Origin of the sequence: Breoghania corrubedonensis, from assembly GCF_003053845.1 — a bacterium.
Lineage (GTDB): Bacteria > Pseudomonadota > Alphaproteobacteria > Rhizobiales > Stappiaceae > Breoghania > Breoghania corrubedonensis.
The window spans coordinates 285,811-300,226 of sequence record NZ_QAYG01000004.1 but is presented as its reverse complement, the minus strand read 5'-3'; the positions used below and the strand labels follow the sequence as shown (position 1 = coordinate 300,226).

Sequence of the window (14,416 nt, the reverse complement as noted above, 5' to 3'; positions counted from 1 at the left end):
CGGCTTGCGGCAGGTTCGGGGGCAAGCGGCGTTTACCCCTCCGTCACGCGGAAGCTTGACCTCTCCCCCACAAGGGGGAGAGGGGAGCAAGTGACACGGATACGGGTTGCTCCCGAATTTCCCCGAACCCGGACCGGATTGCGCCGATCCGGGACGTGTCGCGTGTCAATGGCTATTTCTGCCAGAGCGAACCGATCCGGCAGTCGCTTTAGCGGCCGGCCATGGCCGGCACCTGTTCCTCCGCCGCCGCGTCGGCCGGGTGCGCATAGACGCTTTCGCGGTAGGGCAGGCCGAAGTGATCGCGCAAGGTGGTGCCTTGCGTCTGCATGTCGTGATAGCCGCGTTCGGCCAGGATCGGCAGCACGAGGTCGACGAAATCGTCGAGCCCGCAGCCGAGCACCGGGAAGCCCAGCATGAAGCCGTCGGCGGCGCCTTCGTCGATCCAGCGGATCATCTCGCCGGCGATCCTCTCCGCCGACCCGGTGAAGGTTTCCGACGTGCCGATATGGGCCCGGAGCGTCGCCGTCTCCACCGCCACCTCGCGCAACGTGAGGCCGCGTTCGCGGGCGATGCGGGAAATCTCTTCCGAGGTCGAGCGGAAACCGTCCTTGCCGAGGTCGCCGAGATCGGGGAAGGGTTCGTCCAGCGGATAGACGGAGAAATCGTGCTGCTGGAAGAAGTGGCTGAGATAGTTCAGTGCGTCCTCAATGGTCAGCAGCTTGCCGTATTCGCGAAGGCGTTCCTGGGCGGCTTCCTCGGTGGCGCCGATGACCGGGCCGGTGCCGGGGAAGATCTTGATGTGGTCCGGGTTGCGCCCGTGCGCGCGGGCCGCATCCTTCACCTTGCGGTAGAAGGTCTGCGCCTTTTCCAGCGTGCCGCCGTTGGTGAAGACGCAGTCGGCGTACTTGGCGGCAAGCTCGATACCCGCATCCGAGGCGCCGGCCTGGAAGATCAGCGGCTGGCCCTGGGGCGAGCGGGCGATGTTGAGCGGGCCCTCCACGTCGAAGAACGGCCCGTGATGGTCGAGCCGGTGCATCTTCGACGGGTCCATGAACCGTCCGCTCTTCACGTCGCGGATGAAGGCGTCGTCGTCCCAGCTGTCCCACAGCTTCGTCACCACCTCCAGGTATTCGTCGGCGATCTTGTAGCGCAGCGCGTGATCGGGGTGGGCGCGCGAGTAGTTGCGGCCCGATCCCTCCAGCGGCGAGGTGACCGCGTTCCACGCCGCCCGGCCGCCGGAGATCATGTCGATCGAGCCGAACTGGCGGGCGAGCGTGTAGGGATCGGAGTAGGAGGTCGACATGGTGCCGACCAGCCCGATCCTCGAGGTCATCGCCGCAAGCGCCGACAGGATCGCCACCGGCTCGAAGCGGTTCAGAAAGTGCGGGAAGGACTTTTCGTGGATGTAGAGCCCGTCCGCGATGAAGACGAAATCGAGCCCCGCGGCTTCCGCCTTGCGGGCGCGTTCGACGTAGAAATCGAAGTTGATGCTGGCGTTGGGCGGCACACTTGGGTGCCGCCACGCGTTCATGTTGACGCCGGCGCCCTGAAGCATGACGCCGAAATGGATACGCTTGCTGCTCATAACGGCGCGCCCTCCCTCTCGCTTTCCATCATTTCGCAAATCGCACGGATCTCCGCCTCGCTCACGGACTTCTGGCTGTCGGCCATGTCCTTGAAGCGGACGAAGGCGCGGTTGAGTTCGCCATCCTCCATCGCGAAGCCCAGCTCCCTCAGCTTGGCACGGAACGCATTGCGGCCGCTGTGCTTGCCGAGCACGAGGCCCGTCTGGTCGAGACCGAGCTCGCTCGCCTCCATGATCTCGTAGGTGGAGCGGTTTTTCAGGATGCCGTCCTGGTGGATGCCGGATTCATGCGCGAACGCGTTGGCCCCGGTGATCGCCTTGTTGGCCTGAAGCGCCATGCCGGTGAGGGTGGAGACAAGCCGGCTGGTCGGGCCGATCTCGTGCCGGTCGATGCCGGTTTCCAGGCCGTAGAAGGGCTTGCGCGTGTGCAACGCCATCACGGTTTCCAGAAGGCAGGCATTGCCCGCCCGCTCGCCGATGCCGTTGATTGTCACCTCCACCTGGCGCGCGCCGTTGGCGATGGCCGCCAGCGTGTTGGCGGTGGCGACGCCGAGGTCGTCGTGGCAATGGCCGGAGATGACCACATCGCCGCGCGCGGCATAGCGTTCGCACAGAACACGGATCAGGTCGCCGTATTCGGCCGGCATGGCGTAGCCGACCGTGTCGGGGATGTTCAGCGTCCGCGCGCCCGCGTCCACCACCGCATCCAGCACTTCGAACAGGTAATCGCGGTCGGTGCGGGTGGAATCCTCGGCGGAGAATTCCACGTCGTCGCAAAGCGAGCGGGCATAGGAGACCATGTCCCGGGCGATCTGCAGAACCTGGGCGCGCGTCTTTTCCAGCTTGTATTTCAGGTGAATGTCACTGGTCGGCAGCACGATGTGGATGCGCGGACACTTGGCCGCGCGCACGCCCTCCCAGGTCTTGTCGATGTCGTGGCGGTTGGCGCGGGAAAGACCGGCGATGCCGGGGGGCTCAAGACGTCCGCCGCGCTGCGCATGGCCCTGGCCGCGGCCGACGGTTTCCGCGATGCGCTGGACGGCCGCCAACTCGCCCGCACTGGAGGCGGGAAAGCCGGCCTCGATGACGTCGACGCCGAGGCGCGCGAGTTGCTGGGCGATCTCCAGCTTCTCCGCGCCGGTCAGGCTCACACCGGGGCTCTGCTCGCCGTCGCGAAGGGTTGTGTCAAGTATCGTGACCCGATCAGGTTCTTTCGAGCGGATCTCCCAAAAATCCTTTCCCATTGTCATTGTTCTTCTCCAAATGAATAAGGTGATTTTTTAAAATAATATGCAGCTCCGCGAGCACCTCCTGCTCGCTCTTCAGTAAGAAGAAGTGATTGCCCGGAAAACGGACATAGTGGACCGGCTCGCTCGAATGCACCTGCCAGCCGGCGAGCCCCTCGTTTGAGACGAGCCTGTCGTCGTCGCCGTGAAGAACGAGGATCGGGCAGGTGAAGGGTGGTTTGTCGACATATTCATACGTGGCGGAAATGGTGAGGTCGGCTCTGAGCCGCGGCAGCCAGAGTTCGCGCAGCGCCTCCTCGCGCAGCAGTTCCTCCGGCGTGCCGTTGTAGTCGCGCACGGCGGTGACGAAATCCTCGTCGGGTAGCGTCTCCATGCCCTTGTCGGTCCACATGAACTGTGGCGATGAACGGCCTGAGGCGATGATCATCGATGGCTGGCGCCGCCCCCGCTCGCGCAAGGTGCGGGCCACGTTGAAGCCCACCAGAATGCCCATGGAATGACCGAAGAAGACGTACGGCCGGTCGAGGTGGGGCTCCAGCGCATCCGCGATCGGCTTCTCCAGCTGCCGCACGTTGGTCGCCAGCGGTTCGGAAAACCGGTATTCGCGGCCCGGCAGCTGGATGGCGATGACCTCAACCCCGGCCGGCAGCTGGTCGGGCCAGGAGTGGAACATCGAGGCGGCTGCGCCCGCGTGGTGAAAGCAGAAAAGCCGCAGCCGCACAGTCTCGGGGGTTGCCCCCGGTTCGGGCTTGCCGGGGAAGACAAGCCACGGCGTCTCCTCCTGGGCCGCTGCCGCCGTTCGTTCGGGGCTGAGAACGTTCATACCGCGCGTCTTTCCTGCATGAGCGGTTCGATGCAGACCGGTTCCAGCCAGCCCCACTTGTCCGGCAGCGCGCCGGTGACGATGCCGAAGAACATCTGCTGGATCGCCCGGGTGACCGGTCCCATGCGGCCTTCGCCGACGATGATGCGGTCGACGGAACGCACCGGGCAGACCTCCACCGCCGTGCCGGTGAAAAAGATCTCGTCGGCCTTGTAGAGCAGGTCGCGCGGGGTGGTCGCCTCGCGCACGGTGATGCCGAGGTCGGCGGCGATGGTGCGGATGCAGTTGCGGGTGACGCCCTCCAGGATGCTGTCGCCAAGTCCCGGCGTGATCAGTTCGTCGCCGATGACGAGGAAGATGTTCTGGCCGCTGCCTTCGGTGACGTGGCCCATCTGGTCGAGCATGATGCCTTCGGCGAAGCCGTTGTCCTTGGCTTCGGCCAGAACCATCTGCGCCTCTGCGTAATGTCCGCCGATCTTGGCGAGGGCGCTGACGGCGCCTGCGCCGGGCCGGCGCCAGCTGGAGACCTGGGCATCGATGCCGCGCTCCAGCGCGTCCGCGCCGAAATAGGTCGCCCACGGCACGGTCGCGACGATGGTCTCGATCGGTCCGCTGCGTCCGTCAAGCCCCAGCGTCTCGCCGAGACCGCGGTAGACGAGGGGGCGGATATAGGCGGCGCGATGCTCGTTTGCGCGCAGCGTCGCCGCGGTGGCCTCGATCCACTGGTCCACGTCGAGCGGCGAGGGCGCGCGGGCGACCCGGCAACTGAAGAGCATGCGTTCGAAATGCTCGCGCGGGCGCAGGACGCAGGCATTCTCGCCGATCTCGTAGGCCCTGAGGCCCTCGAAGATGCTCGTGCCGTAGTGAAGCGCGTGGGAGAGGACATGCACCTGCGCCTTTTCCCATTCGCAAAGTTCGCCGTTCTTCCAGATATAGGGTGCCCACATGGTGTTGATGCCTTCTCGCTGGGTGCTGGTCTCACATGCCCGGGTTACATGACGGCGTATTTCTCGAAGGCGTCGACGACGCTTTCGCCGGCCTCGATGGCCGAGCGGACTTTGGCCTCCAGCCGTGCCTTGGCGAGCGCCTTGGGGATGATGTCGCGCTCGCACTCCTTCGGCACGACGATGACGCCGTCGGCATCGCCGAAGACGAGGTCGCCGGGCCTGACGAGCACGTGGCCGACCTTGATGGTACAGCGGTAGTCGACCACGTTGTGGCGCCCTTGCAGGCCGTAGGCGTAGGTGCCGCGGCAGAAGACCGGGACATCGACGGCGCCGATGCCCTGCACGTCGCGCACGTTGCCGTTGATGACGAGGCCGGCCGCACCCAACGCATGGGCCCGGGTGATCAGCATGTCGCCGAGCCGCGCGGCATAGGTGGGACCGCCGGAGGCGATGTAGATCTCTCCGGGTTTCAGATCCTCTATCGATTCAAAAAGCAGGCCGAAGGGCTTGGAATCGTAGCGCTTCAGGCCGCCATGCGGGATTGGCGCCTCGTCGCGCACGGGCATGGCGCGACCGATCATCACCTTGGGCGCGCCGAGCGGGGCGATCTCGTGCGGCAGCATGGGATAGGCGAAGCCCATCAGCTCCATCACGTCGGAAATCGGGCAGGTGGTCAGTTCCGCGCGAACGAGCGCGAAGAGTTCCTCATCGGTGTTCCATTCCACCGCCGTGCTATCCTTGGGCTGAACAAGCTGGTTCATAGAGAAGCCTCCCGAGTTCTTCGTTGATGTGACGGGCGAGCGCTTTCTCCTCCGCGTGCAGGAAGAAATGCCCGCCGGAAAGTGGCGCGTAGTGGTGGAAGCCAGCGCGGGTTTCCCGGCCCCATGCCTCCAGCCCTTGTGCCGTGACGAACCGGTCGTCGGTGCCCTCAAAGACCACGATGCGGGCATCGAGCGGCGGTTGCGGTTCGTAGTCGTAGGTCTCGTAGATCGCCCCGTCGGAACGGATGCGGGGCAGCAGGATTTCCAGGAGATCCGGGTTCTGCAGCACGGCGTCCGGCGTGCCCTTGCAGTTGCGCAGGATCTCGATGAACTCGGGGTCCGGCAGGGTGTGACGGATGACCGGCGGCTTTTCGCGCGGTCCGTCCTGTCCCGACAGGAACAGAAGCTCCGGCTGCGGCAGGTGGCGCTTGCGCAGCACACGGGCGAGTTCGAACGAGATCAGGGCGCCAGTGCTGTGGCCATAAAAGGCGAAGGGCCTGTCCAGCAACGGGGCCATGGCCTCGGCGAGCTCATCGGTCAGCGGTCCCATGGAAAGCATCAGAGGTTCTGCGAGCCGGGTCTCGCGGCCGGGCAGCTGCACGGCGACGGGTTCGACCTCGCGTGGCAGCCAGTCGGCCCAGGAGCGGAAGATCGAGGCTCCGCCGCCGGCATAGGGAAAGCAGAAAAGCCGGAAGCGGGCCCTTTGGCGATCCGCGTCTTCGGGGAATTCGAACCAGGGGGATGTCATGGCGACCTCTGCTGCCTTGCCGGGGCACCACGGCCGGAACCTCCACCTGGGGTCTGGTGGGACAGGGGAGGCTCCGGCCGTGCGATGCGGCGTGGGTTGGCGGGCCTTCGAACGGGGCGAACGAAGGCCTGCTGATCGGCGCGCCTTACTCGGCAGGCGCGGCCTCGCGCATCGGCATGCGGACCCGGTTGTGGCCGTAGCGGTCTTCGCCGGCGACCAGAACGGTCGAGTAGCGGTCGAGCGGCAGGACCTCGCCGAAGTGGTGGAAGGAATCCTGGCCGTCATAGACCTTCACATGCGTGGGCACGAAGCGGGTCGCCCAGGCGAAGCGGGTGTCGTCGGTTGTCGAGTTCGGGTTCGACCCGTGCATGCAGCGCGAGGTGAAGATGAAGAACTGGCCGGGTTCGATCTCCATATGCACGGCCTTGGACTCGTCCGGCACCCAATTGCGGTCGAGCTTCAGATCGTCGTAGTCGTAGCCGTAGAAACCGGACTTCTCGCCGCGCTCGTTGAGCTTGTTGATGTTGTCGGGATCGAACACCACGTTGCGCTTCTCGTCGAAGTACCAGGTCCGGTGGGAACCCGGCATCAGCTTCAGGCAGCCGTTGGCCTTGTTCGTCTTCGTCATGGCGATCCAGGCCGTCAGCTCCCACGGCTGGCCTTCGACGGCGGCCGTCGGCTCCAGCTTCTCGGTGCCCTCGAATTCCACGAAGCTTTCCGCCTGATGCCAGTCGGTGCCCTCGTCGCCGGGGTACTTCGGGAACCACTCGGTGCGCCAGCTCAGCACGTCCGGGCCGAGGATCGAGGAAATCTTGTCGACAAGACGCGGGTCGCTGATGATCCGGTTGAGGTTGGGAATATCGAGGTGGCGGTCGTAGTTGAGCCGGCTGTCGGGGAAGGGGGCGTTGCTGGTGTCGAGCAGGTCGAGGCGCACCTCGTTCCAGATCTCGGTCATTTCCTCCGGCTCGAAGAGCGTGAAGGGGCCGGCGAACCCGTTTTCGTAAAAGGACTTCTTCTCGTCATCGGAAAGGTAGAAGTGCTTAGCCATAATGAAAATCTCCCATGAAAATGAACTTGTTATAACCGAACGCGGTTACCCCGCGGTCTCGGCGAGCTCGCTGGTGTGAAGCTGGGCGTCGATCGCGGCGGAAATGGCCGCCACGGAGGAGGCCTGCTTGTCGAAGAAGATGCGCGGGGACGGGGCAGCGCCCGTCTTCGCACGCAGCTGCTTCAGGACCTCGACCAGGTTCAACGAGTTTCCTCCGATATCCAGGAACCGAGAATCCGCATTCAGATTCTTGGTGCCGACAACGTCTTCCAGGACTCGGATCACGGTTTCTTGCGTAGTAATGGCAGTGTCCTCCAGTCTAGCGTTTTCAGGTGCTTGGTCTTTGAAAAATAAATCCGCACTTACCCAGTTATCTACAATAAAAGTCATAGAGATACGTAAGTGCAATTAAAATGCTTTTGTTATATTCGGATTTAAGTATTCTCATGTAATATTTATTATATTAATAAATGATATAAACAGTATAATTTCAATTTGAAAATAATTAAGTCAGATTTTGTCTTTTTTGTGATGCGATTTCACGAAAAATCAGAGTTGAAAATGGTCTTAATATCAAAATGAACGGCGTTCTGCCGTTGTGAAAATCGCGGAGAACAGAAAAGCCGGTGAGGACCGCGATTTGAATTCTGCCGGGCTTGAGAAATGCGTGGCTCCTTGAGAAATGCGAGGCTCCATAAACGCGCCCGTCATCGGGCTCTCGGGATCTTCCCTGTCTCGTCGTGCTTTGGCCATCCGCTTTCCGGCCACACGGCCATCCGCTTTCCGGCCACACGGTTTGTGTCGCCTTGTCCTGAGACACTCGGGTGCCCCCGTGGTCTGCCCCCGTGGTCTGCAGGTGTTTGTTCACGAGTGGTCATGACGCTTCAAACGACCAGGCGGTTGATTGTTGCATGCCGTGCTTCCAGCTCATTCCGTCCTTTCTCGCAGTGCGCGAAGATGGAACCTCGCGAGAGTCGAGCATATAACGGTTTGTCAGATGTAATTCGTCTGTTCTGGAGAGCCGGCATTCTTTCTGAGACGCTGAGTGCGCCTTCTAAAAATCATTTAAATCGATTATTTCTATAGTAATCTAAAAACATGTAATAAATATTCGGAATTTCAAACGAGAAAACATTCTCATCGAAAATTCTGTTGATGTCAAACCTTGAATCAACTTGATAGATCAAATCAAAAATCGGCTTATATTACCGATGCTTGCTGCGGTGCGTGCGCCGAGACAACCGTGCCGGGGCGTGTGGATGAGGGGCGACGAGAGTGGGGCCTGAAGATGAAGGCCGGGGCTAGAAGTTGAGACGCCGCGCGAAGGCGCTTCGGGATGAAAAGACTGTCGAGCAGGCGGATAAAATAGAGGTTTCATATGTGGGGAATATTGATATGAACAATGGTTTGTTCCACATCACTTGCAGCTATTTACCGGGCTTGCCGTGAGTGCTAGTGTAGTCCATTGTTATCTGGTTATTACTTTTCTTTTTGACGGCAGGCGACCTGAGGTTTTCTGAGGTCCGCGTCGCGGGATTTTTGCGCTTTCAACGCATCTTTGCAGCGGGCGCGGCCAGGTTTGCAGCGGGCGCGGCCAGGTTTGCAGCGGGCGCGGCCAGGTTTGCAGCGGGCGCGGCCAGGCATATTCACAACGGGCGCGGTCGTTTTCCCGGGGCTCTTTTTCCCCGGGCTCATGCGGCTCATTGGGAGTGAGTGTCTCGCGCCGCAGGTTCGGACAATCGGAATGTCTTTGTGTTCCGGCGATCTGCTGACAGGCATTACGTGCGAACAGTTTTCGCATGAGATCTGCGGGATTCGAAATCCGGGCGTGCGGCCCGAATGGAATAAGAAAGTCGATATATTCAATTGATTGATTGGATTTCGTGATGCTCTCCATCTCCTTGTCGTCCTCGGCGCGTCGTGCGCGCGGGGGCAGCTTTGGCTTCGGTGCCGGTTTCCTGGGAGCGTGGTTCGTGTCCAGACAGTCGCCTCGGCGCGGCTGTCGTTCCGGCTTCCCCGGAGCGTCCTGGGTTCAGGCGAATGCGCCCGGGTCGCAAGAATGGCTCCCGGGGAGGAGTCCCTACCACTCCAACGCAGATAGAAAGGAGGTGAATATGATGGCAGAAGTGAAAGATCGTCGCGCGGCGGTTGCGCTGGCGGCTCAGGACATGTCCGAAGCCGCGAACAAACCAGCTGAACAGGCCGCGAAGCTTTCGAAAAGCGACCCCGACCCAGCGAAAATTCCAGCTGACGTCGCGGGTCCAATCGCAAGCTCGACTCCAAAACCAGCTACTGCGCTCGAAAATCCAGCCGCCTGACGGCTGAGATTCGTTCTCCAGCAGCTCCTTTGGATGGATGCCCTGACCATGATGCCCTGGATAGATGCCCTGACAAGATGCCCTGATGCGAAACGACGGTACTCGCCTGACGCGGTGAGTGCCGTCATCCGCCTTCGCTGAAAGGAAGCACGCGGCGATGCCGGGCGCGGCTGCGAAGGAATGCTCGACATGAATGCTCGATATTGAGGGAAGCGCGAAAGACGGCACGGAGCGCGCGGAGCGCTGCAAAACCTGAAGTCAGACAATTTCATTTTCTGGTGCAGGGGTTTTTGAATTGAAAACAGAAAATTATTCTACGGGGGAGGCCTACGCTCCGGGCGAGATGGCCGAACGCTGGCAGAAACGCTGGCTCGACGAGGGTGTGTTCGTCACCCGGATGGAGAGCGACGCACCGCACTTCTACGCCTACGACTATCCGCCGTTTCCCAGCGGTTCTCTGCATATGGGCCATGTGCGCAACTACACGATCGGCGACACGCTGACCCGCTACAAGCGTCTGCGCGGCTTCAACGCGCTTTACGTGCAGGCCTTCGACTCCCTCGGCCTGCCCGTCGAAGACGCCGCGATCGCCTCCGGCAAGACGCCGGCTGCCTGGCTGGACGCCTGCATCGCCGACATGACACGCGAACTGCTGCGGCTCGGCCTCAGCTACGATCCCACGCGGTTCTTTTCCTATCACGAGCCCTCCTACTATCGCTGGACGCAGTGGATCTTCCTGAAGCTGCACGCGGCCGGCGCGATCTATCAGGCGAAGAGTTGGACCGACTGGTGCCCGCATTGCCGCACCGCGCTGGCGTTCGAGCAGGTGATCGACGGCTGCTGCTGGCGCTGCGGGGCTGAAGCCACGAAGGAGCAGCAGGCGCACTGGTTCGTCGATGTGCAGGCGATCGCGGGAGATCTGCTCGCCGGGCTGGAGAAGTACGATTTTCCCGCAAAGGCAAAGGTGCTTCAGCGCAACTGGATCGGCCGCAAGCCGGGACTTTTCGTGTCGATGGCGATCGAGGGGCGAGAGGCGCCGGTGGAGGTTTTCACGACGCGTGTCGGGCTCATCCACGCCGCCACGTTCATCGCGCTGGCGCCGGAGCATCCGCTGGTGGAAACGCTGGTTCGCGAGCGGCCGGACGCGCAGGCGATGCAGGAACGGGTGCGCGAGATGTGCACCTTGCCGCGTGTGGAGCGGATGAAGGCGCCGGAACGCGCAGGCCTCTTCCTTGATCGCCATGCGATCCATCCGCTGACGGCTGAGCGATTGCCGGTCGTCGTCGCTCCATACGTGCAAATCGAACTGGGAACGGGCGCGGCGCTCGGCTGTCCCGCCCACGACAAGAACGCCCATCGCTTCGCCAACACGATGGGACTGGCCGCCATCTCTGTCGTGGAACCGGAGGAGGGGGGCGAGTGGATCGAAGGTGAGCCCTATCTCGGGGAGGGACGGCTGGTGCGCAGCGGCGCCTTCGACGGTCTTTCCACCGCCGATGGCGAAAAGGCGATCACTACGGAACTGGTGCGACGCGGCGCGGCGCGCGCGGGTGAGACCTTCCGGGCCCGCGATTGGTGCGTTTCGCGCCAGCGCTACTGGTCGGCGCCTATTCCGATCATTCATTGCGAGGCCTGCGGCGCGGTGCCTGTGGCGGAGACCGATCTGCCGGTGGTGCTGCCGACTGAAGGTGTCGACATGAGCGTGAGCGGTAATCCGCTTGCCCGGCACGAGCCGTTCATGGCGGTAAGTTGCCCTGCCTGCGGGGTTGCGGCGCGGCGCGAGGCGAGCACGCTTGACACGTTCTTCAACAGCGCCTGGTCCTACATGCGCTACTGCAACCCTGATTTCGAGGGAGCGATGTGCGATGGGGAAGCGGTCGCGCGATGGGTGCCGTGCGATTTCGATATCGGCGGTACGGAGAACATTCTCGTTGCCAACCTCTATTTCCGGATCATCCTGAACTGGCTTCACCGGCTCGGCCTCTCGGCGGAATCCGAGCCGTTCAAGAGCTCGATCTTTCACGGCATGGTGCTGAAGGACGGGCAGAAGATGTCGAAGTCGCTGGGCAATGTCGTCCAGCCCGCCGAACTCATCGAGCGCTACGGCGTCGATGCTGTCCGCTTCCAGAGCATGTGGGCGGCGCGGCCGATGAACGATTACAACTGGTCGGACGACAAGGCCTCCGCCTCCCGGCATTTTCTGGGCGGTGTGTGGCATACCTCGCTGGAGATCATCGATGCTCTTGGCGAGGAAGCGGCGGACGATTTCGATGCCTCCGCGATGACAAATTTCGAAAAGAAGTTCGAGAGCAATCTGAATTTCGGAATTTCGAAGATCGAAAAAGCCTACGACACCTTGGAACTGCAGGCGGCCTGCAACAATTTGATGTTGCTATGGGACAAGACCCGGAAATTCTGGGAGCGGGCGAAAAGCCGCCCGACCCCTGCCAACCGGGCCCTGATCCGGCGCGCCGTCCTCGATTTTTTAGTCATGTTGAACCCGATTGCTCCGCATCTCACCGAAGAGCTCTGGTCCCGTTTCGGCCAGGGCGAGATGCTGGCGCAGGCGGCCCACTGGACGGATTTGAGCCATGAGCACAAAAAGCCATTTTCACAAAGAGACCGATTGCACGAACCGGCACCTTGCTGAAGCGATCGCGCATAACGCACGGATCACGCCGAAGAAAACCGCGCTGGCCGACAGCCGCCTGAGCCTCGACTATCGCACGCTCGACCGCTTCTCCACGCGCTTTGCCCTGTGGCTTTGCCAGCGCGGCTGCCGGCCCGGGGACCGTGTCGTCATGCTGGCGCCGCGCCAGGCCATTCTCGTCGCCGCCATCGTGGGAACCTTCAAGGCGGGCTGCGTCCACGTTCCGCTCGATGCGAAGATGCCGGCCGGCCGGGTCGAGTACATCCTGAAGGAGATCGAGCCCGCATTCGTCATCACCGACGAGGAGCATCGCGCGACGGTGGACGAAATCCTGGAGGAGATCGACGCCGCTTGCGGCGTGATGATGGTTGGCCAACTGGAGGGGTTGCTGAGCGAGGAGCTTGCCTGCCCGAGCTGTCCGCTTTCCGCAGAACTTCTGCCGCGCTTCGATGCGGATCGTCCGGCCTATTGCATCTACACATCCGGCTCGACCGGGCATCCCAAGGGCGTCGTCATCGCCCATAGCAGCCTTGCGCCGTTCTTCGAGGGGACGGCGGAGGTTTATGACGTCACCGCGTCATCCGTCTGCGCGAGTTTTTCGCCGCTCAATTTCGACGTCTATCTGATGGACATGCTGTTTCCCCTGGCTCAAGGGGCGGAACTGCATGTGCATGACGATCTGGTTGTGCCGGACTTCCTGTTTGCGACGATCCGGGACAACAAGGTCACGCATTTCTCCGCCTGGGGGATGATGCTGGGCCTGATCGCGCAGGCGGAGGATTTCGAAACAGCCCGTCTGCCGCATCTGCAGACAATTCTTACCGGCACGGATGTTCCCGATGTGAAAACCGTGCAGCGCTGGATGGGCAAGAATGTCGGCGTTCGGGTCATCAACGCCTACGGGCCGACGGAAGTGACCTGCGCCTCCACCGCGCATGTGATCGACGAGATCGAGCCGCAGCGGACCGATCTCTATCCGATCGGCAAGCCGTTGAAGCACGTCACGGCGCGGCTCGTCGATGAGGCGGGAGGCGTCGTCACCGAGCCGGGCGTGATGGGGGAACTGCTCGTCGGCGGCGTCCAGGTGATGCAGGCCTACTGGAACCGGGAGGAGGAGACGGCGAAGCGCGTCGTGACCATCGACGGCATTCGCTATTACCGGACGGGGGATGTCTGTTCCTATCTCGCCGACGGTGCGATCTACTATCACGGGCGGCGCGACAACGAGGTGAATATCGGCGGCTACCGCGTGCATCTCAACGAGATCCAGCGCGTCATCTGTTCGGTGCCGCATGTCCACAGCGCGGAGGTGGTGGTGCTGGAGACAGGCTTCGGCGAGAAGCTGCTTGCCGCCGGGGTGCTGTTCGAGCGCGGCGAATACCCCCGTTGCGACAGCCATATCGAGGTGATCCGTCGCCGTCTGACGGATGAATTGCCCGCCTACATGGTGCCGCGCCACGTGGTGGGATTTGCCGAATTTCCGCTGCTTTCGTCGGGAAAGGCGGACCGCAAGGCGCTTGCCGAAATCCTGCAACAGCGGGTTCGCGAACCGGCGGGAGCGGGCCTTGCGTGAATTTGGTCGGCAAACCGGATGTGAATAAAAAAGTCGTTTCAGAACAATTGTCTGCAGTTTGAAGTTGGTGCTCTGATTCATGCGAAAGAACGAGATTTACGTTACGTGATGTGATATTCTTGGATATTGAATTTCAACGATGGTCGCCGGGATGTGGGGACCATCCACAGTTCGCACCTGTGGCTTAATCGGGAGGAGGTGACCCCGGCAGAAGATTCAGAAACTCCGGCAGAAAAATCGATGGTTCTCAGGGCATCGCTGTTGACGGATCGCTGGAGCGGAGAATTGGAGCCCAGGTTGCCCAAAAGCACCGGCATTGGGGGCCGGAGGATACGGGTTCGAGTCCCGTCGGGTGCGCCATTTGCGGAATCGGGAGCAGGCGAAACGGATCGCCCCCCGAGGGACGGGACAGGTGCGTCAACCGTCTGTCCATCGACAGTGCATACGGGTGGCGACCGGTGAAACCATACGGGTGAAACGCGGACCGGAACCGGGCAGGAAACCCGGGCTGGGCGCAGAGCCGGGATTGGAGCCATGCCCGGGGCGCAAAACCGTCCTTGGCCTGACGAACCTGGTCCGGGGCGGAAAGTCGACCTTGGCTCGAAGAACCTGGTCCGAATCTGAACGAATTGAATGGAGAAACCGGAACGTGGGCAGGTGCCGGTTCGGGAGGTCCTTCCAGTGAGCCTCTATCCGACGGCGCGCTCCGTGGTGTC

At 62.1% G+C, this 14,416-nt stretch carries 12 protein-coding genes; 3 read left to right on the top strand and 9 right to left on the bottom strand.

Annotated elements, in window-relative coordinates; translation table 11 throughout:
- Positions 1–208: 208 nt before the first annotated feature.
- The 9 genes from C8N35_RS13540 to C8N35_RS23685 all read right to left on the bottom strand — a co-directional run bounded on the left by C8N35_RS13540 (position 209) and on the right by C8N35_RS23685 (position 9,056).
- Positions 209–1,585, bottom strand: a complete 1,377-nt coding sequence (locus tag C8N35_RS13540; protein WP_107990227.1) for an LLM class flavin-dependent oxidoreductase — start codon at positions 1,583–1,585, stop codon at positions 209–211.
- The gene (locus C8N35_RS13535) at positions 1,582–2,835 is read right to left on the bottom strand and encodes a 2-isopropylmalate synthase (protein ID WP_210203521.1); all 1,254 of its coding nucleotides are present in this window, start codon (positions 2,833–2,835) and stop codon (positions 1,582–1,584) included. The genes C8N35_RS13540 and C8N35_RS13535 overlap by 4 nt, the downstream gene beginning before the upstream one ends.
- Entirely contained in the window at positions 2,789–3,712 is a 924-nt protein-coding gene (locus tag C8N35_RS13530) for a thioesterase II family protein (protein ID WP_146177402.1), read from the bottom strand. The genes C8N35_RS13535 and C8N35_RS13530 overlap by 47 nt, the downstream gene beginning before the upstream one ends.
- Complete coding sequence (locus C8N35_RS13525) at positions 3,652–4,602, bottom strand: branched-chain amino acid transaminase (protein ID WP_107990224.1); 951 nt, start codon at positions 4,600–4,602, stop codon at positions 3,652–3,654. Before C8N35_RS13525 ends, C8N35_RS13530 begins: the two co-directional genes overlap by 61 nt.
- 44 nt (positions 4,603–4,646) lie before the next feature.
- Positions 4,647–5,363: an RraA family protein gene (locus C8N35_RS13520; RefSeq protein WP_107990223.1), complete on the bottom strand. Its 717-nt coding sequence runs from the start codon at positions 5,361–5,363 to the stop codon at positions 4,647–4,649.
- Positions 5,335–6,111 (bottom strand): thioesterase II family protein, encoded by a 777-nt coding sequence (locus C8N35_RS13515; protein ID WP_107990222.1) that lies wholly within the window; start codon positions 6,109–6,111, stop codon positions 5,335–5,337. The genes C8N35_RS13520 and C8N35_RS13515 overlap by 29 nt, the downstream gene beginning before the upstream one ends.
- 145 nt (positions 6,112–6,256) lie before the next feature.
- Entirely contained in the window at positions 6,257–7,159 is a 903-nt protein-coding gene (locus C8N35_RS13510; protein WP_107990221.1) for a chlorinating enzyme, read from the bottom strand.
- A gap of 45 nt (positions 7,160–7,204) precedes the next feature.
- Positions 7,205–7,549, bottom strand: coding sequence for an acyl carrier protein (locus C8N35_RS13505; protein ID WP_210203520.1), 345 nt, complete (start codon positions 7,547–7,549; stop codon positions 7,205–7,207).
- A 1,078-nt stretch (positions 7,550–8,627) separates the two neighbouring features.
- Positions 8,628–9,056, bottom strand: a complete 429-nt coding sequence (locus tag C8N35_RS23685) for a hypothetical protein (protein WP_146177401.1) — start codon at positions 9,054–9,056, stop codon at positions 8,628–8,630.
- A gap of 217 nt (positions 9,057–9,273) precedes the next feature.
- Here C8N35_RS23685 and C8N35_RS23680 point away from each other — a divergent pair, with 217 nt between their 5' ends.
- The 3 genes from C8N35_RS23680 (at position 9,274) to C8N35_RS13495 (ending at position 13,700) form a co-directional block, all read left to right on the top strand.
- On the top strand, positions 9,274–9,477 hold the full coding sequence (locus C8N35_RS23680; protein ID WP_146177400.1) for a hypothetical protein: 204 nt from the start codon (positions 9,274–9,276) through the stop codon (positions 9,475–9,477).
- Positions 9,478–9,772: 295 nt separating this feature from the next.
- On the top strand, positions 9,773–12,127 hold the full coding sequence (leuS, locus tag C8N35_RS13500; protein ID WP_146177399.1) for a leucine--tRNA ligase: 2,355 nt from the start codon (positions 9,773–9,775) through the stop codon (positions 12,125–12,127).
- A complete protein-coding gene (locus tag C8N35_RS13495; RefSeq protein ID WP_107990219.1) occupies positions 12,069–13,700 on the top strand; it encodes an amino acid adenylation domain-containing protein in 1,632 nt (543 codons plus the stop codon). The genes leuS and C8N35_RS13495 overlap by 59 nt, the downstream gene beginning before the upstream one ends.
- Positions 13,701–14,416 lie beyond the last annotated feature (716 nt).

Coding starts and splice junctions, on each gene's coding strand:
- C8N35_RS13540 (WP_107990227.1), bottom strand. CDS start 1,585: ATGAGCAGCAAGCGTATCCATTTCGGCGTCATGCTTCAGGGCGCCGGC.
- C8N35_RS13535 (WP_210203521.1), bottom strand. CDS start 2,835: ATGACAATGGGAAAGGATTTTTGGGAGATCCGCTCGAAAGAACCTGAT.
- C8N35_RS13525 (WP_107990224.1), bottom strand. CDS start 4,602: ATGTGGGCACCCTATATCTGGAAGAACGGCGAACTTTGCGAATGGGAA.
- C8N35_RS13520 (WP_107990223.1), bottom strand. CDS start 5,363: ATGAACCAGCTTGTTCAGCCCAAGGATAGCACGGCGGTGGAATGGAAC.
- C8N35_RS13515 (WP_107990222.1), bottom strand. CDS start 6,111: ATGACATCCCCCTGGTTCGAATTCCCCGAAGACGCGGATCGCCAAAGG.
- C8N35_RS13510 (WP_107990221.1), bottom strand. CDS start 7,159: ATGGCTAAGCACTTCTACCTTTCCGATGACGAGAAGAAGTCCTTTTAC.
- C8N35_RS13505 (WP_210203520.1), bottom strand. CDS start 7,549: ATGACTTTTATTGTAGATAACTGGGTAAGTGCGGATTTATTTTTCAAA.
- C8N35_RS23685 (WP_146177401.1), bottom strand. CDS start 9,056: ATGGAGAGCATCACGAAATCCAATCAATCAATTGAATATATCGACTTT.
- C8N35_RS23680 (WP_146177400.1), top strand. CDS start 9,274: ATGATGGCAGAAGTGAAAGATCGTCGCGCGGCGGTTGCGCTGGCGGCT.
- C8N35_RS13495 (WP_107990219.1), top strand. CDS start 12,069: ATGAGCACAAAAAGCCATTTTCACAAAGAGACCGATTGCACGAACCGG.